The 23529-nt window shown below is 64.0% G+C and carries 26 protein-coding genes and 1 pseudogene; 14 read left to right on the forward strand and 13 right to left on the reverse strand.

Annotated features, from left to right (window positions below):
• Positions 1-26: 26 nt before the first annotated feature.
• From C480_RS04430 to C480_RS04455, 6 genes are all read left to right on the forward strand, one after another.
• Positions 27-1457 carry a cytochrome ubiquinol oxidase subunit I gene (locus tag C480_RS04430; RefSeq protein ID WP_006664421.1) on the forward strand — a complete coding sequence of 477 codons (1431 nt, stop codon included), beginning with the start codon at positions 27-29 and terminating at the stop codon, positions 1455-1457.
• Positions 1450-2445 (forward strand): cytochrome d ubiquinol oxidase subunit II, encoded by a 996-nt coding sequence (locus C480_RS04435; RefSeq protein WP_006664422.1) that lies wholly within the window; start codon positions 1450-1452, stop codon positions 2443-2445. The genes C480_RS04430 and C480_RS04435 overlap by 8 nt, the downstream gene beginning before the upstream one ends.
• A 206-nt stretch (positions 2446-2651) precedes the next feature.
• The gene (locus tag C480_RS04440) at positions 2652-3563 is read left to right on the forward strand and encodes an ABC transporter ATP-binding protein (RefSeq protein WP_006664423.1); all 912 of its coding nucleotides are present in this window, start codon (positions 2652-2654) and stop codon (positions 3561-3563) included.
• A gap of 61 nt (positions 3564-3624) precedes the next feature.
• On the forward strand, positions 3625-5055 hold the full coding sequence (gene sufB, locus C480_RS04445) for a Fe-S cluster assembly protein SufB (RefSeq protein WP_006664424.1): 1431 nt from the start codon (positions 3625-3627) through the stop codon (positions 5053-5055).
• A 1-nt stretch (position 5056) separates the two neighbouring features.
• Positions 5057-6271 carry a Fe-S cluster assembly protein SufD gene (gene sufD / locus C480_RS04450; RefSeq protein WP_006664425.1) on the forward strand — a complete coding sequence of 405 codons (1215 nt, stop codon included), beginning with the start codon at positions 5057-5059 and terminating at the stop codon, positions 6269-6271.
• Between the two features lie 144 nt (positions 6272-6415).
• Positions 6416-6910: a hypothetical protein gene (locus C480_RS04455; RefSeq protein WP_006664426.1), complete on the forward strand. Its 495-nt coding sequence runs from the start codon at positions 6416-6418 to the stop codon at positions 6908-6910.
• On the opposite strand, the gene C480_RS23405 is transcribed toward C480_RS04455, so the two are convergent.
• Positions 6891-7031, reverse strand: coding sequence for a hypothetical protein (locus tag C480_RS23405; protein WP_161606993.1), 141 nt, complete (start codon positions 7029-7031; stop codon positions 6891-6893). The two genes, C480_RS04455 and C480_RS23405, sit on opposite strands and share 20 nt — an antisense overlap.
• 33 nt (positions 7032-7064) lie before the next feature.
• On the opposite strand from C480_RS23405, the gene C480_RS04460 reads away from it, so the two are divergent.
• Positions 7065-7493, forward strand: coding sequence for a metal-dependent transcriptional regulator (locus C480_RS04460; protein ID WP_006664427.1), 429 nt, complete (start codon positions 7065-7067; stop codon positions 7491-7493).
• A gap of 54 nt (positions 7494-7547) precedes the next feature.
• On the opposite strand, the gene C480_RS04465 is transcribed toward C480_RS04460, so the two are convergent.
• The 3 genes from C480_RS04465 to C480_RS04475 all read right to left on the reverse strand — a co-directional run bounded on the left by C480_RS04465 (position 7548) and on the right by C480_RS04475 (position 11708).
• The gene (locus C480_RS04465; RefSeq protein ID WP_006664428.1) at positions 7548-9464 is read right to left on the reverse strand and encodes a phospholipase D-like domain-containing protein; all 1917 of its coding nucleotides are present in this window, start codon (positions 9462-9464) and stop codon (positions 7548-7550) included.
• 81 nt (positions 9465-9545) lie between these two features.
• On the reverse strand, positions 9546-10907 hold the full coding sequence (locus C480_RS04470; RefSeq protein ID WP_006664429.1) for a HEAT repeat domain-containing protein: 1362 nt from the start codon (positions 10905-10907) through the stop codon (positions 9546-9548).
• A 75-nt stretch (positions 10908-10982) separates the two neighbouring features.
• Complete coding sequence (locus C480_RS04475; RefSeq protein WP_049903216.1) at positions 10983-11708, reverse strand: protein sorting system archaetidylserine synthase; 726 nt, start codon at positions 11706-11708, stop codon at positions 10983-10985.
• A 346-nt stretch (positions 11709-12054) separates the two neighbouring features.
• Here C480_RS04475 and C480_RS04480 point away from each other — a divergent pair, with 346 nt between their 5' ends.
• Positions 12055-12492: a cupredoxin domain-containing protein gene (locus C480_RS04480; protein WP_006664431.1), complete on the forward strand. Its 438-nt coding sequence runs from the start codon at positions 12055-12057 to the stop codon at positions 12490-12492.
• Between the two features lie 147 nt (positions 12493-12639).
• Here C480_RS04480 and C480_RS04485 read toward each other — a convergent pair whose 3' ends face one another.
• The 4 genes from C480_RS04485 to C480_RS04500 are packed head-to-tail and all read right to left on the reverse strand — an operon-like array spanning position 12640 to position 15891.
• Complete coding sequence (locus C480_RS04485) at positions 12640-13368, reverse strand: DUF7519 family protein (protein WP_006664432.1); 729 nt, start codon at positions 13366-13368, stop codon at positions 12640-12642.
• Positions 13365-14621, reverse strand: coding sequence for a DUF58 domain-containing protein (locus C480_RS04490; protein ID WP_006664433.1), 1257 nt, complete (start codon positions 14619-14621; stop codon positions 13365-13367). Before C480_RS04490 ends, C480_RS04485 begins: the two co-directional genes overlap by 4 nt.
• The gene (locus C480_RS04495; RefSeq protein ID WP_006664434.1) at positions 14618-15199 is read right to left on the reverse strand and encodes a DUF7269 family protein; all 582 of its coding nucleotides are present in this window, start codon (positions 15197-15199) and stop codon (positions 14618-14620) included. The genes C480_RS04490 and C480_RS04495 overlap by 4 nt, the downstream gene beginning before the upstream one ends.
• Positions 15196-15891: a DUF4129 domain-containing protein gene (locus C480_RS04500; RefSeq protein ID WP_006664435.1), complete on the reverse strand. Its 696-nt coding sequence runs from the start codon at positions 15889-15891 to the stop codon at positions 15196-15198. The genes C480_RS04495 and C480_RS04500 overlap by 4 nt, the downstream gene beginning before the upstream one ends.
• Positions 15892-16170: 279 nt before the next feature.
• Here C480_RS04500 and C480_RS04505 point away from each other — a divergent pair, with 279 nt between their 5' ends.
• Both C480_RS04505 and C480_RS24645 read left to right on the forward strand, forming a co-directional pair.
• Positions 16171-17100 (forward strand): sulfide-dependent adenosine diphosphate thiazole synthase, encoded by a 930-nt coding sequence (locus C480_RS04505; protein WP_006664436.1) that lies wholly within the window; start codon positions 16171-16173, stop codon positions 17098-17100.
• Positions 17101-17436: 336 nt separating this feature from the next.
• The gene (locus tag C480_RS24645; RefSeq protein WP_006664437.1) at positions 17437-17736 is read left to right on the forward strand and encodes a hypothetical protein; all 300 of its coding nucleotides are present in this window, start codon (positions 17437-17439) and stop codon (positions 17734-17736) included.
• Here the strand turns inward: C480_RS24645 and C480_RS04515 are convergent.
• Positions 17733-18038 carry a hypothetical protein gene (locus tag C480_RS04515; protein ID WP_049903321.1) on the reverse strand — a complete coding sequence of 102 codons (306 nt, stop codon included), beginning with the start codon at positions 18036-18038 and terminating at the stop codon, positions 17733-17735. The genes C480_RS24645 and C480_RS04515 overlap by 4 nt on opposite strands.
• Positions 18039-18132: 94 nt before the next feature.
• On the opposite strand from C480_RS04515, the gene C480_RS04520 reads away from it, so the two are divergent.
• Both C480_RS04520 and C480_RS04525 read left to right on the forward strand, forming a co-directional pair.
• Entirely contained in the window at positions 18133-18903 is a 771-nt protein-coding gene (locus tag C480_RS04520) for a DUF7001 family protein (protein ID WP_006664439.1), read from the forward strand.
• Positions 18904-19019: 116 nt separating this feature from the next.
• Positions 19020-19436 carry an acyl-CoA thioesterase gene (locus tag C480_RS04525; RefSeq protein ID WP_006664440.1) on the forward strand — a complete coding sequence of 139 codons (417 nt, stop codon included), beginning with the start codon at positions 19020-19022 and terminating at the stop codon, positions 19434-19436.
• A 32-nt stretch (positions 19437-19468) separates the two neighbouring features.
• Here the strand turns inward: C480_RS04525 and C480_RS04530 are convergent.
• Together C480_RS04530 and C480_RS04535 are read right to left on the reverse strand one after the other, a co-directional pair.
• A pseudogene (locus C480_RS04530) lies at positions 19469-20126 on the reverse strand (class I SAM-dependent methyltransferase).
• 134 nt (positions 20127-20260) lie between these two features.
• Positions 20261-21160, reverse strand: a complete 900-nt coding sequence (locus tag C480_RS04535) for a thiamine-phosphate synthase family protein (RefSeq protein ID WP_006664442.1) — start codon at positions 21158-21160, stop codon at positions 20261-20263.
• 224 nt (positions 21161-21384) lie between these two features.
• Between C480_RS04535 and C480_RS04540 the strand changes: the two genes are divergently transcribed.
• Entirely contained in the window at positions 21385-21735 is a 351-nt protein-coding gene (locus tag C480_RS04540) for a hypothetical protein (RefSeq protein ID WP_006664443.1), read from the forward strand.
• A 28-nt stretch (positions 21736-21763) separates the two neighbouring features.
• On the opposite strand, the gene dcd is transcribed toward C480_RS04540, so the two are convergent.
• Both dcd and C480_RS04550 read right to left on the reverse strand, forming a co-directional pair.
• Complete coding sequence (gene dcd, locus C480_RS04545) at positions 21764-22360, reverse strand: dCTP deaminase (protein ID WP_006664444.1); 597 nt, start codon at positions 22358-22360, stop codon at positions 21764-21766.
• A gap of 81 nt (positions 22361-22441) precedes the next feature.
• Positions 22442-23065: a thioredoxin domain-containing protein gene (locus C480_RS04550; RefSeq protein ID WP_006664445.1), complete on the reverse strand. Its 624-nt coding sequence runs from the start codon at positions 23063-23065 to the stop codon at positions 22442-22444.
• Between the two features lie 104 nt (positions 23066-23169).
• Between C480_RS04550 and pth2 the strand changes: the two genes are divergently transcribed.
• Positions 23170-23508, forward strand: coding sequence for a peptidyl-tRNA hydrolase Pth2 (pth2, locus tag C480_RS04555; protein WP_006664446.1), 339 nt, complete (start codon positions 23170-23172; stop codon positions 23506-23508).
• Positions 23509-23529: the final 21 nt, after the last annotated feature.

Consider the following 23529-nt stretch of genomic DNA (forward strand, 5'->3'; position numbering starts at 1 on the left):
CCCCGTTCGGGTGGGGGTGGACTAACGTGCTCGATCCAGTCGTCGCCGGCCGCGCCCAGTTCGCGGTGGCGCTGACGATCCACATCATTTTTGCAGCGCTTTCCGTCGGTCTCGGCCCGTTCCTCGTCTACTTCGTCGTCCAGGAGATCCGAACCGGCGAACAGCGGTACGCCCGACTCCGCGAGTTCTTCACGAAGGTGTTCGCGCTGGGATTCGTGATGGGGACGGTCACAGGAATCCCGCTCGGGTTCATGTTCGGGACGAACTTCGCGGCGTTCTCGACGATCGCGGGCGAGTTGATCGGCGGCCCGCTCTCGTTCGAGGCCAAGATGGCGTTCTTCCTCGAAGCGGCCTTCCTCGGCATCCTGCTCTACGGCCGCGAGCGCGTCCCGGAGTGGTTCTACGCCCTCTCGTCGGGCTTCGTAGCGCTTGGTGCCTGGCTGTCGGCGTTCTGGATTCTGGTCGCGAACGCCTGGATGCAGACGCCGCGGGGCTACGAACTCGTCGAGCGCGGCGGGAGGACCGTCGCCCAGCTCACCGACCCCATGGCGGCGTTTTTCACGCCGCGGCTGCCGTGGCTGTTCGTCCACATGCAGTCGGCCGCGATCATCTCCGTGACGCTCGTGATCGCCGGCATCGCGGCGTATTTCGTCTACCACAACCGCGACAGCGAGGTCTGGAACACGGCGTTGCGCGCCGCGGTCGTGGTATTGCTGGTCATGTCCGTGTTTCAGGTGTTCCACGGCGACCTCTACGCTCGCCACGTCGCCGACACGCAGCCCCAGAAGTTCGCCGCGATGGAGGCGCAGTACGAAACGTCGACTGGCGCTGATCTCCACGTGATCGCGGTGCCGACGAGCCTGGATGCCCTGGACAATCCGCGCGCCGAAAACCTGTTCACAGTCAACATTCCGAACCTGGCGTCGTTCCTGGCGAGCGGGGGTGATCCGTCCGCCGAAATCACCGGCTTGAACGAGTTCAACTACGACTCCCCGCCGGTCGCGCTGGTCTTCTGGTCGTTCCGCATCATGGTCGGGCTCGGGTTCTGGTTCGTCGGCCTCGGCCTCTGGGGTGGCTATCGGCTCCTCCGGGGTGGTATCCGGACCAGCGACCGCTATCTGGTGGCGCTGATGGGCTCCGCGCCGCTCGGATTCACCGCGCTGATAACGGGCTGGTACGTGACCGAGGTCGGCCGCCAGCCGTGGATCATTCAGGGCGTATTGCGAACGTCTGAGGGAGCGACGATCGGCCTCTCCTCGGCCGAAGCGACGCTCTCCCTGCTCGGCGTGGCCGCCGTCTACGGCACGGCGCTCGTGACGTTCTGCTATCTCGTCCGCCAGTACGTCCGGTCGGAACGCGAGCGGTTGCTGCCGCCGACGGCGGGCGACGGCGATTCGGGACCCGACTCCGGCTCGGATTCGGAGGCCGGCCAGCAGGTGGTGGGTTCAGATGACTGAACTCGTCTCCACGGCAGCCGTCCAGTATCCCGTCGAATCGCTTCCCGAACTCTGGTTCGCGTTCGTCTTTGCCGTCCTCGGCGCGTACCTGCTGCTCGACGGCTTCGATTTCGGCGTCGGAATGCTCTACGCCCGGGCGGACGGCGATGAGCGAGAGACGATGCACGCCGCGTTCGGCCCGGTCTGGAAGGCCAACGAGGTGTGGCTCGTCCTGTTCGGGACCGTCCTCTTCGCCGCGTTTCCGGCCGTCTACGCGAATGTCCTCTCGCGGCACTACCTGTTGATCTTCGCGATTCTGGCCGCGCTCGTCCTTCGGGGCATCGGCTCGAAGCTCCGCGAGGAACGCGATTCGGACCGCTGGCACCGCGTTTGTGACCGCTCGTTCGTCGCCGGCAGTACGCTCGCGCCCTTTTTCCTCGGGATGCTCGTCGCGAACTGGCGGTTCGGGTTCGAATCGACGATAAACGGGACGGCGATCGCCGTCGGCCTCCTCCTCGTAACGCTCTCGGTCGTCCTCGGCGCGTCGTTCCTGACGATCAAGACCCGCGGCGACCTCCGGCGGACGATGCGCCGGTACGGCCGCCTCGGATCGGTCGGCTACGTCGCCGTCTCGCTCGCGACGATCGGCTATATCGCCCTCGCCGAACCAGGCGGGTCGCCGGCGCCATCGACCGCCGAAACGGCCGCCGCCGTCGGCGGAACGATCGCGTTCGCGGCGCTTGGTATCGTCGCGAACCGCCGCCGGCGGGACTACGGCTGGGCGCTCTCGGTCGCGGGACTGGCACTCGTCTTCGTCGGCTATCTCGCCTGGACGATGCGCCCGTTCGTCGACCCGGCCGCCGCACTGTCGATCCGCGAAGCCGTCGTCAGCCCGGTCGCCCTCGAGGTGAACTCGATCGTCGCCGTCACGTTCGTGCCGCTCATCATCGGCTACTTCGTGCTGCTGTATTCGGTCTTTAGCGGCCCGGCGACCGCGGGTGACTACTGAGCTATCTCGCTTCTTTCGGGGCTTTCGACCCGACTTTCGACCGTTACGCCTGTCTCGATTTCCCGATCGATCCCCCAGTCGAAGTACGCACTCACGAAATATCGGTTTTCGTAATCGGAAAATATTCTACCGAATTCATCACCGTATACAGTTGGATACGAAACCGTTATCAGTCGGACGACCCACGATTCACACGACAGAGTACTATGGCACGCCTCGAACTATCCAACCTGCACGCAGAAGTAGCAGATGGCGACGAGAAGATCCTCGAGGGCGTCGACCTCGAGGTCGAATCTGGCGAAATCCACGCCCTGATGGGACCGAACGGCTCCGGGAAGTCGACGACCGCGAAGGTCATCGCCGGCCACCCCGCCTACGAGGTCACCGAGGGCGAAGTCCTGCTCCACATCGAGGACGACGAGTTCGGCGAGGACATCGAGATCGACGACGACCAGCGCACCTGGAACCTGCTCGACCTCGAGCCTAACGAGCGCGCCGCGCTCGGCATCTTCCTCGGCTTCCAGTATCCCGCCGAGATCGAGGGCGTCACGATGACGAACTTCCTGCGCACGGCGCTTAACGCCAAGATCGAAGAGCGCGAAGAACTCTTCGAGGAAGGCGAGGACAGTGACGAGGACGAGGCAGAAGACGAAGGCTTCGAATCCTCGCCGATGGAAGGGCCCGCGGACGAGGGCGAAATCGGCGTCGCCGAGTTCCAGAAAATCCTTCAGGAGAAGATGGAACAGCTCGAGATGGACGAGCGCTTCGCCCAGCGCTACCTCAACGCCGGTTTCTCCGGCGGCGAGAAGAAGCAAAACGAGGTCCTGCAGGCCGCCATCCTCGAGCCGTCGATCGCCGTCCTCGACGAGATCGACTCCGGGCTCGACATCGACCGCCTCCAGGACGTTTCAGCCGGCATCAACGCGCTGCGCGACGAGCAGGGAACCGGTATTCTCCAGATCACCCACTACCAACGCATCCTCGACTACGTCGAGCCGGACCACGTCCACGTCATGCTCGACGGCGAGATCGCAAAGAGCGGCGACGCCTCGCTCGCGGAAGAACTCGAGGACAAGGGGTACGACTGGGTTCGCGAAGAGGTCTACGGCACCGCGTAACCGGATTTAGCTAGAACAACCGTAATAACGCTACAGCCGTAAACACGACTACATACAAATCATGAGTTCAGAACAAGATCACCTCAAAGAAACTGACACCGAGGCGCGGTTCGAGTTCAAGAAAGAACAGAACGCCGCCGTCAAGTCCGACAAGGGGCTGACCGAGGAGATTATTCGAATGATCTCCGAGGACAAGGACGAGCCCGACTGGATGTTAGAGCGGCGGCTCCGCGCGCTCAAGCAGTACCAGAACATGCCGATGCCGACGGACTGGCCGGGGCAGCCGGACCTGACCCAGCTGGACGTCGAGGAGATCGTTCCCTACATCCGCCCGGACGTCGACCAGCGCGAAGGCGTCGACGACTGGACCGACCTCCCTGACGAGATCAAGGACACCTTCGACAAACTGGGCATCCCGGAAGCCGAGAAGAACGCCCTCTCGGGCGTCGGTGCCCAGTACGAGTCCGAGGTCGTCTACCAGAACATGCAAGAGCAGTGGGAGGAGAAGGGCGTCATCTTCTGCAACATGGACAAGGCCGTCCAGGAGCACCCCGAACTCGTCAAAGAGCACTTCATGACGACCTGCGTGCCGCCGAGCGACAACAAGTTCGCCGCGCTGCACGGGGCCGTCTGGTCGGGCGGCTCGTTCGTCTACGTCCCCGAGGATGTCACCGTCGAGATGCCGGTGCAGGCGTACTTCCGGATGAACTCGGAAGGGATGGGCCAGTTCGAGCACACGCTCATCATCGCCGAGGAAGGGGCGGAAGTCCACTACATCGAGGGCTGTTCGGCACCGAAGTACGGCACCCACAACCTCCACAGCGGCGGCGTGGAAGTCTTCGTCGGCGAAGACGCTCACGTGCAGTACTCCACGGTGCAAAACTGGTCGAAAAACACCTTCAACCTGAACACCAAGCGCGCCATCTGCGAAGAAAACGGCACGATGGAGTGGGTCTCCGGCAGCATGGGCTCGAAAGCGACCATGCTCTATCCGTGTACGATCCTCAAGGGTCGCGGCGCGACGGACACCCACATCACCATCGCCTTCGCGGGCGAGGGCCAGGACATCGACACCGGCGCGAAGGTCTACCACAACGCGCCCGAGACGAGTTCGACGATCGAGTCCAAGTCGATCTCCAAGGACGGCGGCCGCACCAACTATCGTGGCCTCGTCCACATCGCCGACGGCGCCGAAAATTCGAGCACCGCCGTCGAGTGTGACGCGCTGATGTTCGACAACGAGTCCACGTCGGACACCATGCCGTACATGGAGATCGAGGAATCGAAGGTCGACGTCGCTCACGAGGCGACCGTCGGCAAGATCGGCGATGAGGACATCTTCTACCTCCAGTCACGCGGACTGGACGACGACGACGCCAAGAAGATGATCGTCGCCGGCTTCATCGAGCCGATCACGGAGGAACTGCCGATCGAGTACGCGGTCGAACTCAACCGCCTCATCGAACTCGAGATGGAGGGGAGTCTCGGATAATATGAGCACGCAGGTACACGCCAATCTGACGGAAGAACAGGTCCGCCAAATCAGCGGGGAGTTGGACGAGCCCGAGTGGCTCACAGAGACCCGCCTCGAGGCCCTCGACGCGCTCGCCGACCTCGAGATGCCCGACGTCATCCGAACGCCGGGTCGGGACTGGACGAATCTCCACGAACTCGACTTCGAGTCGTTCGTCGACCCGCTGAACGCCGCCGAGGACAAGGATCAGGTCGGGCCGGCCGACGCCGAGGTCCTCTCCTGGGCCGAGGCCGTCGCCGAACACGAGGACCTCCTGCAGGAGCACTTCGGCTCCGTCGTCGACCCCCAGGAGAACTACCTGACGGCACTCTCGACGGCGCTGTTTAGCACCGGGACCGTCGTCTACGTCCCCGAGGGCGTCGACGCCGAGGACGTGACGGTCCGAACCGAACAGAACTCGCAGTCGCTGTTCAACTACACGCTCGTCGTCACCGAGGAATCGAGTTCGGTCACGATCCTCGAACGGCAGTCGACGGGCGAAGAGGCCGACGAACAGTACTACAGCGGCGTCGTCGAGGTCGTCGCCGGCGAGAACAGTTCGGTTCAGTACGGCAGCCTCCAGAACCTCTCGGAGGAGGCCTACAACTTCACCGTCAAGCGCGGTGACGCCAGCACCTACGCCACGATCGACTGGATCGAGGCGAACCTCGGGACGCAACTGACCAAGACCGAGGTCTCGACCGAACTCAACGGCGAGAGTTCGGAGACGCAGATCGTCGGTGCGTTCTACGGGCACAACGACCAGCACTTCGACCTCGACGCGAAGGTCTGGCACCGCGCGGAGCACACGACGGCCGACCTCGTCACCCGCGGGGTCACCGACGACATCGCCCGCTCGGTCTACGAGGGCGTCCAGGATGTCGGCAGCGAGGCCTGGGACACGAGTTCGTATCAGCGCGAGAATACGCTGATGCTAAGCGACGAGTCCGAGGCCGACGCCTCGCCGAAGCTGATCATCAACAATCACGACACCGAAGCCTCCCACAGCGCCACGGTCGGGCAGATCGACCAGGAGGACCTATTGTACATGACCTCTCGCGGTGTCAACCCGCGTGCCGCGCGGAACATGCTCGTCGAGGGCTTCTTCGTGCCGGTCCTTGAGGAGATCGCGGTCGACGAACTTCGCGAGGACTTAGAGGAACTGATCGCGACGCGACTGCGCACGCGAGACTAACTCGCTGCACCTCGCTGCACCGCTGTTTTTACGTACCAGTCGAAGACAGTAGTCGGTTCGTTCTGGTGGCAGAAGAGAACGGGCAAAGCAATGGAGAGAGCGCGAGTAGGGACGATTAAGTAGCCGCGGCCCTGACGCCGTAGCATGAGTCTGGGACAGCGCGTCTCGAACGACCGGCAACTCACGCGACTCCTCCAGATCGGGGTCGTGCTGGAGGAGGTCGTCGAGTCACGCGCCGCCCACCACCTCGAGACCTTACCTTCCGACGAACGGGATGCGGTCGACGGGGAGGTGGAAACGTTACTCGTCGACGCTGCCGAGGAATCAGCCGATCACCGCGAACGCCTCGAAACACTGATCGACGATCTCGAGGCGGAAACGGTCTCCTACGAGGAAATCAACACCCTCGTCGACGCCCAGTACGGTCCGCCCGAGGATACGGACGGCGTCCTCTACGATCAGTTGGCAAACGAGGAGACGGCGTACAAGTTCTACGACGACTTGATCGCCGCGATCGACGCCTCCGAGACCGAGTTCGCAGTCGACCGTGATCGACTGCTCGACACCCTCACGACGATCCGCGAGGAGGAAAAGGAGGGTGCCGAAGAAGTAACCGAAATCATGGAGCGCAGAGCATGATGACGCCGGGAGTTCCGAGGGCGGCGATTGCAGCATTCGGAACCGGACACGGAACCAGGAACGAAATCCCCGTCTGGACGCTGTCCGCGGCCGACGGCGAGCGCAGTCGAACCGATACCATCACCGCCACGCGTATTAGCGACGGAGGGACGCGATGAACACGGCAGACCAATATCTCAAAGCAATCTATCTCGCACAACGGATCGAAGAGGGCCCCGCCTCGACGGGAACGCTTGCGGACCTGCTCGAAGTCAGCCCGGCAAGCGTCAACGAGATGGTCGGCAAACTCGAGGATCGTGAACTCGTCGAACACGAGAAGTACAAGGGAGCGACCCTGACCGATGAGGGTCTCGAACGCGCTCACAACGCGCTCCAGACCTACTGTATCATCGAACGATTCCTCACTAACGTGCTGGAAGTCGACGAGTTCCGCGAGGAAGCCCGCGCGCTCGAGAGCGTGATCGACGATACGGTTGCCGAGCGCCTGGATACGATTATCGACCGCCCGGCACAGTGTCCGGACTGTTTCGATGCCGAGCAGGACCACTGTGAACTGCTCGAGAGTGGCGACCACGCGAACTAAAGGAGTCTCGTTCTCGTTGTTGCGTGTTGTCGTGGCGGCAGTCAGTGATGGCACTCACTCATCAGTCCGTGTGCCGCTTACAGCAGCAGCGTCGTCTCCGAAGCGGATGTACCGTCGCCCGATGAGCGCTGCGAGGATGAGTGCAACGGTGCCGATGAGTACCGTTCCGATCGGCAGTGACCACGTGTCACCGCTCCAGTCGGCCTCGAAAACCGTTGCATAGTAGCTCGCCGCGTCCGACCCGTGAACTGCGAGCAGGACCTCGCGATTGTTCTCGAAGGAGTTCGCGTTCCAGTTGGCGCTGCCGATGATGGCAGTTTCGCGGTCGATGACGATCCCCTTCGCGTGAATCTTCTCGAAGCGATCGGTATCCGCGACGAGTCGAACCTCGATCGGGAGATCCTCCCGTTCCGCCAGACTCTCGAGTTCAGTCGCCAGCGCCTCGTTGTCCGCCTCGTTGTACCACGTCGAATCGAGCAGAATGCGAACCGAAACGCCGCGACGTGCGGCGTCGACCGTCGTCTGGAGCAGCGAGAGATCGCCGTCGATGCTGGCTTGGGTGATGAGAATCTCCTCGTCGGCCTCGGCGAGAAGCGTCTGAATGCGGTGTTCGGCGTTATCGGGCGCGATCAGCAGTTCGGCGGACTCGACGGATCGTCGTTCGGCTTCGTGTGCTGTCGGATACGATGGCGATGGCGATGGTGACGAAGTGAACTCGTCGTCTTCCTCGACAAACGACGTATGAGCCGCGTATTCAGCCCCCGGTTCGGTATCCCAGCCGCTAAAGTCGGCTTCGAACACGGTCGCGAGTTCAGTTGCGAGCGTCTCGTCCGGTAGCCGAACGCCCCAGCCACGGCTCGACTCGCCGCCGACGCCGGAGGGGTCCCAGTTCTCGGTCGTCACCAGGACCGTGTCGTCGGCGACGGCGTACTTGGGGTGGTGAAAGCGGTAGCGAGCGCCTTCGCCGCCGGTCGCACGGACATCGATCCCGTTCCCGGCCAGCGTCTCGAGTACGGATTCGGTTGCGGCCGGCGTGCCGCCGACGGGGCTGGCTTCGAGGAGGACGGCCACGTCGACGCCGCGGTCGGCTGCAGCGACGAGTTCGGTGGCGACGGATTCGGAGGTGATCGTGTAGCCGGCGAGGAGGAGCCGGTCGTCGGCGTTGCGGATCGTTTCGAGCGCCACGGCTGGCTCGTCGGGGAGGACGAACGTTGTGGCCGTGTCGCCGTCGCTGTGCGAGACGGGGAGACAGGTTGCCTCGTAGGGCCACCACTGCCCGGTTGCGTCGGCGTCAGCGGTGTCCGTAGCGGTGCCAGCGCCGGGGGTGTCGGTGTTGATTCCGGGATCTGCATCCGATCCCGTCTCTGTATCTATACCTGTTCCTGCACCTACCCTTACACCGACACTCTCGGTCCGATACCACCGTTGTGCGGTCGGAGCGCGGTCGTAGGACACCGAATCGAGCACCGTCGATCCGTTTCGCAGTTCGAGGTCGTCGCCGTCGACGGCGAACCGGACGGTCCCCTCGAGTTCGAGTACCGGATCGTCGGTGAGCGATCGAGTAGCGGACGAGTTCGTGGTCAGGGCGATGCGACCGGAGACGGTTTCGTTCGGGAGCGCGGCGGTGGTGTGGCCGTCGGTGAGCGACCAGTTGCCGACGCCGGTGTCCGGCGGCGTTTCGAGCACGACGAACTCGCCGACGTTCCCCTGGGTCGTCGGATTCGGTGCGAGTTCGACGAGTCGAGGCCGGGTGACGTTCTGGTCCGTGGCCGTCGAGGGATCCGAACTCGTCGAATCGGACGAAGCGGTCGAAGCGGCAACGGGACAAGCGAGATCCCCGCCGGCAGTGGCACCAGCGGTGTGAGCGGGTCCCGGAGCGCCGCCGGAGACGCCCCACACACCGGCGGAGAGCCCGGTGAGCAGGCTACAACTCACGAGGAGGGCGAGGGCGACCGACCGACGAGTAGACATCACCCGGTTTGGCTGCGTCTTCGTACTTAAACTGTAAGCCTCGATGAGAAAAACGGAGCGACGGACGTGGGGAACGTGGGGTTAGGCGACCGGTTCGGGGTCGGCTTGTTCGGCTTCAGCCTGGACGAGGTACGCCCGGTCGTCGTCGTACTCGGCGACGATTTCGAGCGCGTCGCTCGTTCCGATCCGGTTGAGCGCCCACGCGGCGCTCGCGCGAACTCTGTCCTCCTCGTCGTCCGCGAGCACGTCCGCGAGGGGATCGATCGCGCGGGTATCGCCAATCAGTCCGAGCGCGCGGGCGGCCCAGCTTCGCACGTCGGGGTTGTCGGCGACGAGTTGGTTGGCGAGCGGCTGAACGGCCGCCTCGGCACCGATCTCGCCGAGTGCCCTGAAGGTCGGTTTCTGGAGGGTCGGATTCGAGTCGACGTAGTCGAGCAGGGCATCGACGACATCGTCGTCCGCGACGCCGATCTTGCCGAGGATGCTGATCGCCTGTTCGTCGCGTCGGCCGGCCTTCTGAACCATCGGATCGATGGCCTCCTCGGGGCCCATGCGTTCGAGGGCCTCGAGACAGTGATTCTCCATGTACTCCGACCCCAGGCTCTCGTAGGCCAGCAGGATCATGTCGACGTTGCCGCGCTTCTCGTGAACCTTGAGGGCGTGCCACTCGGGCGGGAAGTCCTTGACGTGGTCGAGCACGTCGTAAAAGCCCTCCCGGCGGAGCTGTTCGCGGACCTCGAGGTCGGTCCACTCCGTCGCGTCGTCGATGGCCGCCTGGAAGTCGTCGGTCGCCTCGAGCAATCCGGCGATCGTCTCCGCATCGTCGTCGGCATCGAGTTCAGCGTCCTCGACGGCGGCGACGGCATCGTCGAGCGTGTCGGCCAGTCGGTCGGGCGTGTCTGCATCGGCCTCGTCCGTCGATAGCGCGACGGACGAACCCAGAATCTCGTTGAACTCGCCGAGGTAGTCATCGGCGGCGACGAGGAGTTCGTCGCGACCTTCCACGGTCCAGCGCGTGCCCGTGATCGTGCCGCTGGCGTCTTCGATTTCGTCGACCACATCCTCGCCGTAGGGACCGCGCTGCTCCTCCAGCTCGGATTCGAGATCCGAGAGGTCGCTTTCGATCTCGTCGTAGGTCTCCTGGAGTTCCTCCTCGGGCGCGGGTTCGTCGTCCTCGTCTTCTTCCTCCTCGTCCTCCGTCTCCGGCGGCTCGGGAATTTCGACCGTTTCGAGTTCGGTACGGAACGCCTCGAGGTCGGCTTCGACGTCGTCGAGATCGTCCTCGGTTTCGGCCGCGTCGAGATCGGTCTCGAGCGTCTCGACCTCGTCGCTGAACTCGTCGAGTTGGGTGCGGATGGCCTCGAGATCGGGCGTTTGTTCCGATTCTTCGCCTGCTGATTCCGCTTCCTGATCGGTCTGATCCGGCGTGTCGTCCTCGCTCATACTCTCACCGCCCCGGGGGTGGGACGACGCCGACGCGTACCACTGTTCATACGCTACGGTCGTGTCAGGATCGTCCTAAGCGTTTCCATGCGCGGTCGTCCCCTGCTGGGGAGTCTCCTCGCGCCAGTAGAACCAGGGGCTGAGCGTCATGTAGGCGAGTCCGAGCGTCAAGAGGGCATAGGGGAAGGTGCGGCCAGCGAAGTTCGGGATCAAGATCGCGAGGACGTGGACGACGCCCATGATGGCGGCGTCGCGGGCGAGCAGGTCTGGGTAGCTGATCCGCGAGACCATCAGGTAACAGAACGCGCCCGTCACGGCGAGGACGAGCCAGGGGTTGGCGACGCCGGCGAGGATCGCCGCGCCGAGGACGGTCGCCGCGAGGGTCGTCTGGATGCCTTCGGTGTAGTTGACGGCGGTATCGTAGGCCGTGTACAGACCGAGTCGAGCGACGGCCATGGCGACGAACAGCGCACAGACGCCGGAGACGAGCAGTAGTTCACCCGTCACGGTCTCGTGCGAGATGTCGAGGCCGCCCGTGATGACGACGAACGCGAGGGCGGCGGGGGCGACGGCGAAGGAGGCGACATCGGCGAGGGAATCGAGGTAGGGGCCGGCATCGGTGCCGCCGTAGCGGCGAGCCAGGATGCCGTCGAGACCGTCGGCGACGGCGGCGAGCAGGATGAGTCGGGCGGCGAGGTCGATGTCGACGAAGGCGACGACGACGGCGACGAACCCCAGGGCGGCATTGGCGATCGTCACCGCGTCGGCGACGCCCAGTCGCCCGACGAACCGGGGGAGCATACTCGCGGATTCGGCGGGCGTGTACCTTACGTGTTTTCGTTTCATGATGACAGGGCGATATGGGGGCGGTGGGTATGGGAGTTGGCGGATATGTCGGTGGGTATGGGAGTTGGCGGATATGTCGGTGGGTATGGGAGTTGGTGGATATGGGAGTCAGCGGATATGGGAGTCGTATGGGACGGCGCGGGAGCTGGGAGAGTGGGATGCATAACTGGGGAGAGTGCAGAGATAGGGTAGAGAACGACGGAGACGGGGATCCAAGCGGGACAGCGCTGACGGTGGTTCGAGCGTCGAACCGGAGCCCGGAACCGGGGCGATTATATCGCGAGTCTCCCAAGCGTTCGGTATGAACCGGCGCGCCTATCTCGCCGCCGTCGGCACGTCCCTCTCGGCCAGCCTCGCCGGCTGTACGTCCACCCTCGGTGTGTTCGACGATTCGCCCTGCAGCGGCGACGACTGCACCATCGGGATGACTCGCAACGAGTTCCTCCCTCGGGAGTACGAGGCCACCGTCGGGGAGACGGTCGTCTGGAAGAATACGAGCGGGGCGATTCACACGATTACGGCGCTCGAATCGGGCATTCCGGACGACGCGGAGTACTTCGCGACCGGCGGCTTCGAGGACGACGCGACCGCACGCGAGCAGTGGCGCGAGAACCACAGCGGCGGGCTCGATACCCGCGAGACGTTCGAGCACACCTTCGAGGTCCCCGGCCGGTACGAGTACATCTGTATTCCGCACGTCAACGCGGACATGGTCGGGACGATCATCGTCAGCGAGTAAGCGAGAGTGTGAGGAGACGGGTTCCCGTTCGCGGCTCGTCCGAGGGGCAAGGATCGACGGTTGAGAGCAGAATCCATTTTCTTCGACGGTCCCGCCCGAGCAGCGGCATCGAATTGTGATCACATCGAGAGACAGCGTTCCGTGCGGTCACTGTCGAGGGGTCGGCATCTGGGGAAAGTGAGCTAGCGCGAGGAGAAACGTCGTGGTTGCGACCAAAAGCAGTGCCAGTCCTCCGATGGAAGACCCGACGGCCGGGATACGGGAGACGGCGATCGTGAGAATGATTGCTATCAGAGCCACACCTGAACTCGCCATCGCTCCGGCCAGTTCTACGGAGCGGGTTTCAGCAGCGCCGCCGACCCGTTCGCCGAGCGTGACCGCTCGCTCGGCCGTGTCCCACGAGAGAAGCACCATCGTTACGGCGACCGTCGATCGCCACAGTGGCGCTCCGTCGATGAGAGCAGTTGCTGTCACGCCGGCGAATACGAGTGCGACACCGGCTGTCGTGAACGATCGGGCGAACCTACCATATACGGGAAATACGCCGAGGGTTACCAGTAGCGTTCCGGACCCCGACGCGAGCAGGATGAGTAACGGAGACAACGGAAGAGAAAGGGTGACAGAGGCACCAAGCGCCGCGGTGGCAACGATGAATCCGAATCCGGTGACCGCGCTTCCGACGAGTCGATACCCCCGGCGGCGGAGCAGTACCCCGCCGATGAGGAGCGTCAGCCCGATCGCTTCCAAAAGGAGCGGGGCCGTCTGTCTCGGATCCGTTAACCCGGCGATGCACGCACCGAAAACCGCGACGAATGCAACGCCGGCGCTCGCACTCGCTGGAGTCGGATCGGTCGGCTTATCCGGAAGGCCGCTCATCGGTTCGCCCCCGCTCGTATCGCCGTCTCGAGGGCTGTCTCGGGATCCCAGTCGATAACCGTCACGTTCGATCGCCGAAGGGCCCCTAGACGGTTGTCCCGTCGGAGTCCTGCGACCGCAGTCCCGAGCGACCGCGTCGCCGTGACTGCCGGCGAGATAACCGTCACCGGCTGGCCGTCTGCGCGGAGGGTTCGAGCCGTTTCGAGCGGGGAGTCGTCGAGTAACGGAGATATCAGGAGGATGCTAGCCTCCCCGAACCGCGTTCGAAGCGGCCGAATCGGTAGTTCATCGGTGTCTCCAGGACGAGTTCTGTTCGGCGGTTCGAGCGGCAGCAGTTTCGGATCGTCGAGCGTTTGTCGTATTGTTTCGACGTGGTGCGCTCCGGTGTTCGGGGCAATGTACCGCTGTTCGGTGCCGAAGACCGCGAGCCCGACCGGTCCGTTCGCGGTCGCGATGGTATCGAGTAATTCGCGCGCGACGGTACACGCGTAGAAGACGGCGTGCGGTTCGTCGCTACTGTCTGAGCGGTAGCAGACTTCTCGCGCATCGAGACAGAGGAGAGTGGCTCGAGAGCGCTCGTCGCGAAAACTGATTGTGGTCAGCTCGCGGTCGCGCGCGTAGCGGTTCCAGTCTATTTTTCGCTGTGGATCTCCCGGTTGGTAGGAACGGACGGTTGAGAATACGGTTCCGTGTCCGTTATCGACCGTGATAGTCGATCCTGCATACCGGTGTGCTATCTGTTCGAGCGTCGCGGTTCGAACCGGCGACCGACAGGCAAGTTCGGTTTCCGTCTCGACGTTCGTCTCGACCGCGACGCTGCCGCTGATATCCTCGAGAACGACGGCGGCCGGCCTGAAACGATGGGTTCCGTGTTTCGCGGTAACCGTGTAGGAGAAGGTCGTCTCGTCGTCGGGGCCGAGCGCCGCCGCGTGTCGGGCCGAGCCGTCGGTAACCGAGAGCATCGGCGGGATTCCGTCGACGAGACACACGCTGGGGAGCATCCGGTCGCCCGCGTTTTTGAGCGTGACCGTCACTTCGACCGCCTGCCCGTGTGAGGGGGCAGGCTCGGTACACGACCGTTCGAGTTCGAGCGTCGCGGCGGGCGACGTGGGCACGTGCGAATAGACGGCGAAGACGACGGGCGGGATCGAGAGGAGTAATAGCGTCGAGTCCGCTACTAGCGCACCGATTCCGCTGGTGAGGAGGGCGGCGATCAGCGCGCTATTCCAGCGAGTCGTTCGCCGAGTTGTCATCGACGGGCCTCCTCCGCGGCGAGCGTCAGAACCGCCCGCGCCGTTCGCCGCGCCCTTCGCGCGAAGTACAACCGTTCTCGGAGCGATCGGAGAAGCGAGCCGTCCGATTCGGGTTCGGGACGAACGAACGCCGCCGCGACCGGATCGTCCGTCCACGTTCCGTCCGCGAGGTGGTCGCGGGCTGTTTCCGTGGCGCACCCTTCAGTTCGGACGATCGTTCGAATCGTCGTCCGTCTGAGCCCGTCTCGAATGCGGTGCCGTCGAGCCGGCGGGAGCGACAGGGGCCATCGTCGATCCAGAACGTGTTCGAGTTCGCGTCCGGGTGGCGGCGTCGATGGAATCGGTTCCGGCGGCGTGCGATCCGCTCGGTCGGAATCGTCGAGCAGAACAAACGGGAGGAGAAGAGACGCGATCACGAACACGACGACGAAAAACGCTACCAGCAGTATTTCATCATCCCACGGCCAGTGAAGAGCGCCGCCGATCGGCGGGGCGACCAAGACGGCGAGCCCGGCACAGAGTGAGAGGATGCCGCCAGCGGCGGATATCCATCGAATAATCGATCCCGGGTTGCTCACTCGGAATCACCGTCGAGCCGTTCGAGTTCACGCCTCGCTTTCCGTCGGTACGCGGTCGTTTCGGCCGCCTCACCGTAGCGGGTCTCCCGAAACAGTTCCGTGACTGCGGTCACGGCGCTTTCGTCGAATCCGGCGTCGATAGCGGTCTCGGCCCACTCCGTCGGCGTGCGACAGTGCGGCCGGTCCGGTTCGAGCGGTTCGGTCATCTCGACCCACGCCTTGGCCACGCCGGATTCCGGCTCGGCGGGCGGCCAGGATTCGCCCGTCTCGTCCGAACGCGTTGAGCGTGTCGCCGACCGCCGCCGGGTCGCCAGCGCGGAGAGACCGATGGCAGCGCTCGACTCGGGGACCCGACGACCGACGAGCAGGAGAACGGCGACGACCGCGCCGATACCGACGAGGGGAAGCGCGGCCGAGCGCAGAAGTGCGAGGAGCAGACCGAGCCCGCCGGCCCAAGAACCGGTGCCGGTCCCGAGGATGGCGGGATCGAACTCGATCCCGAACAGGTCGAAAAACGCAACGACGAGCAATAACAGGACATCCAGGATGGACAGGCCTCCCGGAGCGGAACTCTCAGCGGAGACATCATAGGTGGTGGTGATCGGCGTTGTCTCGAGGACGGAGGCTGTAACGCCGAGCGTCAGGATCGAAAGGAGCGCAGTTACGATCAGGACGGACCTATTTTGACGCATTCACGTACGGACGTAATTCGTACTGAGCAAGATAAAACTACAGTCCTCTCAGCTGTTCGTTGTCCGTTCTATTGCATGGGCCGAAACCGCGGGGTTCACTCGGGAGCCTCGAACTACCCTCCGCGCGAGAAGAGCGGTCGGATGCCCGCCGAAACCGTCGCTGATGCCGTAGCGACGATATCGGGCCTCCCGCCGGATCTTCTGCTTGATCCATTTTTCGCGTACCCTTGCGAACCATCGCGATAGACTTTTCACTACTGGATGATACCACCTAGTTGTATGAGCGAGTTTGATCAGTTCAGTCAGGTCGGCGAAGCCGACGTAACGCGCGCAATCGGGCAGGAATGGACCGAGGAGTTCATGGACTTCTCGGACTCGGACGTGATCATCATCGGTGGCGGGCCCTCCGGGCTCACGGCCGCGAAAGAACTCTCCGAACGCGGCGTCAAGACGATGGTCGTCGAGAAGAACAACTACCTCGGCGGCGGGTTCTGGCTCGGCGGGTTCCTGATGAACAAGGTTACCGTCCGCGACCCCGCCCAGCAGGTCTTAGAGGACCTCGATGTCTCGTACAAACAGTCCCAGGATAGCGAGGGACTGTACATCGCGAACGGACCCGAAGCCTGTTCCGGACTCATCAAGGCCGCCTGTGACGCCGGCGCGAAGATGCAGAACATGACCGAGTTCACGGACATCGTGATCCGCGAAGATCACAAAGTCTCGGGCATCGTGATGAACTGGACGCCGGTCCACGCGCTGCCGCGCGAGATCACCTGCGTCGACCCGATCGCCGTCGAGGCCGACCTGGTCATCGACGCGACCGGCCACGACGCGATGGCGGTCAAGAAACTCGACGAGCGCGGCGTGCTCGACGCTCCGGGTATCGGCGACGCCGAGGCCAGTGCGACCGGCATGGACCAGACCGGCGACGACAGCTACGGCGCGCCCGGCCACGACTCGCCGGGTCACGACTCGATGTGGGTCGGCAAGTCCGAGGACGCCGTCGTCGAGCACACCGGCCTCGTCCACGACGGTCTGATCGCGACCGGAATGGCGACTGCGACGACCTACGGCCTGCCGCGCATGGGGCCCACCTTCGGTGCCATGCTCGTCTCCGGCAAGCGCGCCGCCCAGGTCGCGCTCGACGAACTCGAAGTCGACGCCGAGCCGGTCGAGTTGACTTCGCGGGCCGCGCCGGCGGACGACTGAAAGACCGGTCGGTAGGTGGTTGTGGTGATAGTAGTAGCGTCAGAAGAAGATAGTGTCTGAATGCCCACTCGGGCAGCAACGCTCATCTCGAGGTAGCAGTCGTCGTCCACACCGTTTTCGCGGCCGTGATACAGCGTTCGGACATGAAACTCGTCCGTTACCGGTGCGACCGGCGATGCGGGGAGCTGGGCGGTCGATCACTTCGCGACCGACGGCCACGAGGTATCGGCATCGACCTCGAACGCCCCCCGAGAGAGCCGGCCACCGTCACCTTTCTCGCCGCCAATCTCACCGAACAGGGGCCGGCGTGGGAGGCGACCCTGGCATACGAACCCGATGCCGTCCTCCACTTCGCCGGCGTTCCCCGGATGGCCGAAACGCAATGCCGCGCTTGCGGCCGATATCGACGGCCACGAAGCGTCCCACGCGATGGCCGCCGATAACCACCTCGGCCGACCCACCGCGAACGTGATCGAGACCGTCTTCGGAGCGCGGCCGGCAGAAGGAGACCTCGCAGGCGAGGAATCCGCGTTCTCGACGGCCAAAGCGACAACCGAACTCGGCTGGGAATCCACCCACACCCGGCGGGACGCCGAAACTGAACTCGGCGACGGACCGTCGTTTATCGACAGCTAAAATCCGTACTCGGTGTCCCGGCCGTGACCGCCATCTCGCTTCCCGTCTGTAGACGAGTCATCGGTTCGGTCGTCGACTTCGGCCTCACCATCGTAGATATCGACGTGATGAACGGCACTCGGTGAGAGGAGTCGATCTCCCTCGAGTTCAAGCCAGCCGTTTCCGTGGACGACGAGCGGTCCCTCGTAGAGCACGTCGTCCGGCTCGGGCCCGTCGTAGACGACAACGTCCCGATACGCTTGTACGAACGGACTTGCCTCGTCCGAGACGATCGAATCGCGAGAGACGAACGGCGGGAACATGTCGTACAGTGATGTTCGTTCGGTGATGAATGTGCGGGGCCCGCGTTCGACGCCGACCGTAACTGATTCACTCTGTGGTACAACTAGGGAATACATGGTCGAACAGATCGTCATCTACCGAGCGCCGACGACGGTGGCCGACATTGAGGCCATCGCCGGCTGGCTCGAAGCGCACGTCGACGCTTCCGTTTCCGTTCGCGATCGGTTCCTCGACGTACACCGCACCGACGGCCTCGCCGAACGGTTCGCCGAGGCGCGCGTGCGATCGCCCCACGAGTTCAGCACGGGAAACACCATGCTGGGGACGATCCGATACGAGGAGCGAGCGCTCGACGACCCCGTGCGCGAGGGAGGGGTACTCTACGATGGTATCGGAATCCAGCGCGCGCTGAACGAGGCGTTGCCGGCGGCCGAACGCGAACTCGATGCGGTACACGTTCCGGTGCTCGACAGAGCGATCGGGACCTGGGGCGAGCACGACGGCCGCTGGCACAAGCGAGTTTCCGTCCTCGGACAGCCGGCGCTGATCTCGGTGCCCGGCCTCTACGAAGCGCCGGCCAAGCCCGAGGCGTACTACGAAGAGCAGCAGCGCCACGCCCTGTTGTCGGGCGATACGCCGCCGCGGGAAGTCCTCGAGAACCAGGTCGAAGGCGAGTTCCTGGTCGCGGACGATCCGCGGACGACCGACGCGCTGAAGGGGTACGTGCTGCAGGCGGTGCACTACCTGGAGACGGGCGAGCCGTTCTGCGAGCGGAACTCGTGTCGGCTCTTCAACGCGCACTATCACGAGGAACTGATCGAGGCGCAGTTGCGCGAACCCGCGTTCTGCGCCGAACACGCCGCGATGTACGGCGAGTCGGCGTAGCCGCTGTCGTCGTTCGACACGTCCGGATCCGCGTCCCGCTGCTCTCCCGGATCCACGAAGCGGCAACTCGCCGAAACCGATGTGTACTTTTGTGCGACCCGCGTTCGAAACGCACAATGAGTGAGAAGTTTACCGTCGCGGTTCCCGTTCGGTACCGCGATCTCGATCCGATGGATCACGTCAACCACGCCGTCTACGCGAGTTACCTCGAAGCCGCCCGAACCGACTACATCGAAGCCGTTCTCGAGATCCCTCAGGAGGAACTGGCGTTCGTCATCGCGAATCTCGAAATTTCGTACGAACGTCCGATTACGATGGACGACGAGCCGACCGTTGCGCTCGAAGTAACCGACCTCGGCGACAGCAGTTGTACGATGGCCTACGAGATCCGCACCGGCGACGAAATCGCCGCGACCGCGGAAACGACGATCGTCCGCGTCGATCCCGACACGGGACACCCGACGCCGCTTTCGGACGCGGTCCGGAATCGAGTTCGCGAGTTCGAAGAACTCGAGGCACCGGCGTATTCCTGAGCTTCGGTTCTGTTTTGCCGTCTCGTCGAGGGTTACTCGAGTTCACCGCCGGTGAGTCGAACGACGCCGAAGAGGTGCGTTTCGTCGGCGACGGTGCGCGAGTTCGCTCTGAGTCGGGCGTGTGCGGCGTCGATGCGCTCGTCCAGTCGCACGTGGGGCGGAGACTCGTATCGGAGTTGCGTCGTCGGCGGGGTCGAGAGGACGACGATGGCGCGGAAGACGGCGTTGACCGGCGGGGCGTACCGCGCCTCGCTGCGGGCGGCGTTGGCGAGGACGACGTGGCCGCCGGGGCCGACGAGTTCGCACCAGTCGTCGACCGCGCCGGCGGGATCGTCGAGCATGCCGACGACGAAGGTAGCGAGGAGAGCATCGATTTCGGCGGGCGGGATCGGCGGCCGGGTCGCGTCTCCGCGGACGACGTGAACGTTGTCGTATCGGGCGGCCGCCGTGGCGGTGGCGCGGTCGAGTACCGGCCGCGTCACGTCGATGCCGATGACGGTACCCTCGGGGCCGACCTGCTCGCGGAGATAGGGGAGGTTCGCTCCGGTTCCACAGCCCATCTCGACGACGGTATCGCCTGTCTCTTATACACATCTCTGATNGATGTGTATAAGAGACAGGTGTTCGACGCGCGATCAGATCGTAGAGGCGCGCCCAGCGCCCGTAGAACTCCTGTGTTTCGGTCGTCATCGGTCGGTTCTGGTCTCCGTTCGTCGCGTTCGGTCTGTGTTCTCGACAGGTGTCCCAAAAGCTTGCGGTGGCGCTGGGGCGGCGATCGGGACGGCGTGTCATCCGCAGCGGCGGGTTTCTCTCCGGTCTCCAGATTAGAGCAGCGAGCGCACGTCATCCGCGACGGCTTCCGCGTCCGGGCCCAGGAGGTAGATCAGCGGTTCGATTCCCGGCCCGCCGGTCTGGTACAGCACCGTCGCGTCGGGGTGGTCGTCGATCGCCGCACCGACGCTCGATCCGACATCGTCGCTCTCGTCGAACTCGGCCGTCTCGTGGCCGTACTCTTCGAGTTCGGCGAGCACGTCGGCGTCGTACCGGACGTTGATCGCCGCTTCGGCGGTCGCACCGTGGCGGCGCGCCGAGAGCAGGACCGTCGCGACGTGTTCGGAGACGCCGAACTCGGGATCGGCCGGTACCGTCGCCTTTCCCTTCACGTCGAAAATCCGTCCGGGAACGCCGGCGACATCGTCGATATTCGATGCATCGGGCGTGCAGGCGACCAGGTTCGAGCCGACCGCCGGGATCAAGCCGGCGAAGCCGCTCGCGTTCTCGAGAATCCGCAGGCCGCGTCGGAGCGACGAGAGGACGCGCTCGCTGGTCCGCCGGTCGTTTTCGGGATCGTGCACCCGGAAGCTCGATCCGTGATCGGCGAGTTCGGGAACGGCCTCCTCGTGGAGCTGGGCGAGCAGGTCGCCGCCGGTTTCGAGTTCGCGGATGAGAACTTCGATTTCGATGAGCGCCTGGACGGGCGTGATGTCCCCGGCCGCGAGTCCGGCACCGAGTTCGTCGACGAGGCTGTCGACGCGCTCGTCGGCGGCGATACGGTCGTTCGTGGCAACGTCGCCGTGAGCGTACTTCGAGACGGCGCTCTGGCTGATCCCGAGGACGGTCGCGACTTCGCTCTGGGTGAGCCCCCGGTCGCGCAGCTCCCCGGCCAGGAGCGAGCGGACCGTCGGCAGGAACTCGTCGACCACTAGTTCTTCGACGAATTGCATTCGGTAGGCTGGACTTGGACCGCAGCGGGGTTAACTTTCCGGGGATTCGGGCTGTCGTTTGTGGATCGCGGGTCGCGGATTGGGATCGCGGGTCGTGGCTCACGGGTGACGGATCGCGATTGACTAGCTGCAAGCCACAGGTCGTATCAGGTGTGCCGTTCGAGTGCAGAACAGCCGGCCTGAATTCGAACATACTTATCGCTGGGGTGTAAACGAACGGATCGATGAGCGTCAAGGCAGTCGTCGTCGCGATCGGTGCCGGCATCGCCGCATTTCTCGGAATTGGACTCGGGGTGACCGAGATCACGGGTCACTGGGTCGCGTATCCGCAGTTCCTCGGGCTGCCGGCCGGCTTCGTCACCGGTGCCGTTGCAACGATCGGCGTCGCCCTGAAACTCACCGACGACAGTCCCGACGGGAGACACGATCTTGCGGGCGCGATGGGCGGGTTCGCCGTCGGTCTCGTCGGCGGTATCCTCATCGCGGCCGGCACGATATTCGGTGCCGTCAGTTCGCTCGGCGTCGGCGTCGTTCTCGGACTCGTCGTTGCGATCGCGATCGCCCGGTATCGGTGAGGATTCGAGTTCGTGGGACGGTCGTCCGTTAGCGGTCCAGTTGTTCGCCGCCGAACTCGTGGTCGCTCTGGATGCGCGAGGCCTGCGGACCGTCCTGATCCTGATACTTCGAGCCGCGCTCGCTGCCGTACGGCCGTTCCGCCTCCGTCTTGAGTTCCGTAAAGGTGAGCTGTGAGATGCGCATCCCCGGCGTCAGCGCGACGGGTGCCGTGCCGAGATTCGAGAGTTCGAGCGTGATCTGACCTCGGTAACCGGGGTCACAGAGGCCCGCGGTGGCGTGGACCACGACGGCGAGGCGGCCGAGCGAGGAGCGGCCCTCGACGTGGGCGATCAGGTCCGCCGGAATCTCGACGCGCTCGTAGGTCGTCCCGAGGACGAAGTCGCCGGGGTGGAGAATAAAGTCGTCGCCGTCCTCGACGAGCGTCTCGGTGACGTATTCGTCGACCTCGCGCTCGGAGTCGGGGTGAATGCAGGGGATGTTCGTCCGCTGGAACTCGAGGAACTCTCGTCCCAGACGGAGGTCGATACTCGCGGGTTGGATCTGCAGTTCCGGATCGTCGAGCGGTTCGACGACGAGGTCGCCCGCGTCGAGTCGGCGGCTGATGTCCGCATCGGAGAGGATCATATCCGACGAGTCGAACGGTGGATGTGAAACTGTTCCGATTGCCGTCGTCGCGCCGGACCGACGCGGCCTTCCACTCTCCACTTACTTCAGTGCGTTTTCGATCGCCGTCGTCGTCTGCTCGAGTGCCATCATCACGAAGTCGTCGCTCTCGTAGAACTCGACCTGCTCGCCGTCGACGAAGACGGTCGGCGTCGCGGCGACATCGTTCGAGTCGCCGTGGGACTTGTTGTCCTCGATCACCGATCGGTGTTGCTCGTCCTCGGCGGCCTCGCGGACGGCCCCACCATCCGCTCCGGCGTCGTCAGCGACCTCCTCGATGACATCGTAGGTGTAGGACCCGAGGTGCTCGTAGATGTCGCTCGCGAAAGTCCAGAAGGCGTCGTTACCTTCGTTCTCGAAGACCTCGCGTGCCGCGCTGGCAACTTCCCAGGACCATTTCTCCTTCACCGGAACCGGGTAATCGCGGAACTCGTACTGAATCTCCCCCGGTTCGATGTACTGACTTTCGAGTTCGGGATAGACCTGGAGTTTGAACGCCTGGCAGAAATGACAGGAGAAGTCTTCGTAGATAGTAACGGACACGTCGGCGTCCGAATCGCCGTTGACCGGTGCATCCGGCGGACCCCCATTCCCGAGACAGCCAGCAACACCACCGATACCGACGGCCGCCGTCGTGGCGAGAATCGCTCGCCGCGTTTGCCTCATAGTGGCTGTTCGTCCTCTCGAACGAAATGCGTATCGATCGTCACAACTGCCGCCTGCTGCTTGTAATCGCCGTTGCTTTACCCGTCGCTCTCGAGAACACCCGTATGAAACAGGCCATCGTCGCCCGAACGGATATCGGAATGGGACAGGGGAAACTCGCCGCACAGGTCGCACACGCGTCGTTGTCGGCTTACGAGAAGGCGGATAGCCAACTTCAAGACCAGTGGAAACGAGGCGGACAGAAGAAGGTCGTCCTCAAAGGAACGAGCGAGCGCCAACTCCACGAACTCGCGGAGATCGCGGATCGAGACGGCATTCCGAACGCGATCATCCGGGATGCCGGCCACACGCAACTCGAGCCGGGGACCGTCACTGCGCTTGCGGTCGGACCGGCCGGCGATGACCGGGTCGATAGCGTGACCGGTGAACTCTCGTTGTTCTAACTCCCACGGTCTGTATCAGAC

The sequence above is a fragment of the Natrialba aegyptia DSM 13077 genome (assembly GCF_000337535.1).
Lineage (GTDB): Archaea > Halobacteriota > Halobacteria > Halobacteriales > Natrialbaceae > Natrialba > Natrialba aegyptia.

Bases quoted from the DNA above. Each gene is read 5' to 3' on its own strand.
- C480_RS04435 (WP_006664422.1), top strand. From the start codon at position 1,450: ATGACTGAACTCGTCTCCACGGCAGCCGTCCAGTATCCCGTCGAATCG.
- C480_RS04440 (WP_006664423.1), top strand. From the start codon at position 2,652: ATGGCACGCCTCGAACTATCCAACCTGCACGCAGAAGTAGCAGATGGC.
- sufB (WP_006664424.1), top strand. From the start codon at position 3,625: ATGAGTTCAGAACAAGATCACCTCAAAGAAACTGACACCGAGGCGCGG.
- sufD (WP_006664425.1), top strand. From the start codon at position 5,057: ATGAGCACGCAGGTACACGCCAATCTGACGGAAGAACAGGTCCGCCAA.
- C480_RS04455 (WP_006664426.1), top strand. From the start codon at position 6,416: ATGAGTCTGGGACAGCGCGTCTCGAACGACCGGCAACTCACGCGACTC.
- C480_RS23405 (WP_161606993.1), bottom strand. From the start codon at position 7,031: ATGGTATCGGTTCGACTGCGCTCGCCGTCGGCCGCGGACAGCGTCCAG.
- C480_RS04460 (WP_006664427.1), top strand. From the start codon at position 7,065: ATGAACACGGCAGACCAATATCTCAAAGCAATCTATCTCGCACAACGG.
- C480_RS04465 (WP_006664428.1), bottom strand. From the start codon at position 9,464: ATGTCTACTCGTCGGTCGGTCGCCCTCGCCCTCCTCGTGAGTTGTAGC.
- C480_RS04470 (WP_006664429.1), bottom strand. From the start codon at position 10,907: ATGAGCGAGGACGACACGCCGGATCAGACCGATCAGGAAGCGGAATCA.
- C480_RS04475 (WP_049903216.1), bottom strand. From the start codon at position 11,708: ATGCTCCCCCGGTTCGTCGGGCGACTGGGCGTCGCCGACGCGGTGACG.
- C480_RS04480 (WP_006664431.1), top strand. From the start codon at position 12,055: ATGAACCGGCGCGCCTATCTCGCCGCCGTCGGCACGTCCCTCTCGGCC.
- C480_RS04485 (WP_006664432.1), bottom strand. From the start codon at position 13,368: ATGAGCGGCCTTCCGGATAAGCCGACCGATCCGACTCCAGCGAGTGCG.
- C480_RS04490 (WP_006664433.1), bottom strand. From the start codon at position 14,621: ATGACAACTCGGCGAACGACTCGCTGGAATAGCGCGCTGATCGCCGCC.
- C480_RS04500 (WP_006664435.1), bottom strand. From the start codon at position 15,891: ATGCGTCAAAATAGGTCCGTCCTGATCGTAACTGCGCTCCTTTCGATC.
- C480_RS04505 (WP_006664436.1), top strand. From the start codon at position 16,171: ATGAGCGAGTTTGATCAGTTCAGTCAGGTCGGCGAAGCCGACGTAACG.
- C480_RS24645 (WP_006664437.1), top strand. From the start codon at position 17,437: ATGCCGTCCTCCACTTCGCCGGCGTTCCCCGGATGGCCGAAACGCAAT.
- C480_RS04515 (WP_049903321.1), bottom strand. From the start codon at position 18,038: ATGTTCCCGCCGTTCGTCTCTCGCGATTCGATCGTCTCGGACGAGGCA.
- C480_RS04520 (WP_006664439.1), top strand. From the start codon at position 18,133: ATGGTCGAACAGATCGTCATCTACCGAGCGCCGACGACGGTGGCCGAC.
- C480_RS04525 (WP_006664440.1), top strand. From the start codon at position 19,020: ATGAGTGAGAAGTTTACCGTCGCGGTTCCCGTTCGGTACCGCGATCTC.
- C480_RS04535 (WP_006664442.1), bottom strand. From the start codon at position 21,160: ATGCAATTCGTCGAAGAACTAGTGGTCGACGAGTTCCTGCCGACGGTC.
- C480_RS04540 (WP_006664443.1), top strand. From the start codon at position 21,385: ATGAGCGTCAAGGCAGTCGTCGTCGCGATCGGTGCCGGCATCGCCGCA.
- dcd (WP_006664444.1), bottom strand. From the start codon at position 22,360: ATGATCCTCTCCGATGCGGACATCAGCCGCCGACTCGACGCGGGCGAC.
- C480_RS04550 (WP_006664445.1), bottom strand. From the start codon at position 23,065: ATGAGGCAAACGCGGCGAGCGATTCTCGCCACGACGGCGGCCGTCGGT.
- pth2 (WP_006664446.1), top strand. From the start codon at position 23,170: ATGAAACAGGCCATCGTCGCCCGAACGGATATCGGAATGGGACAGGGG.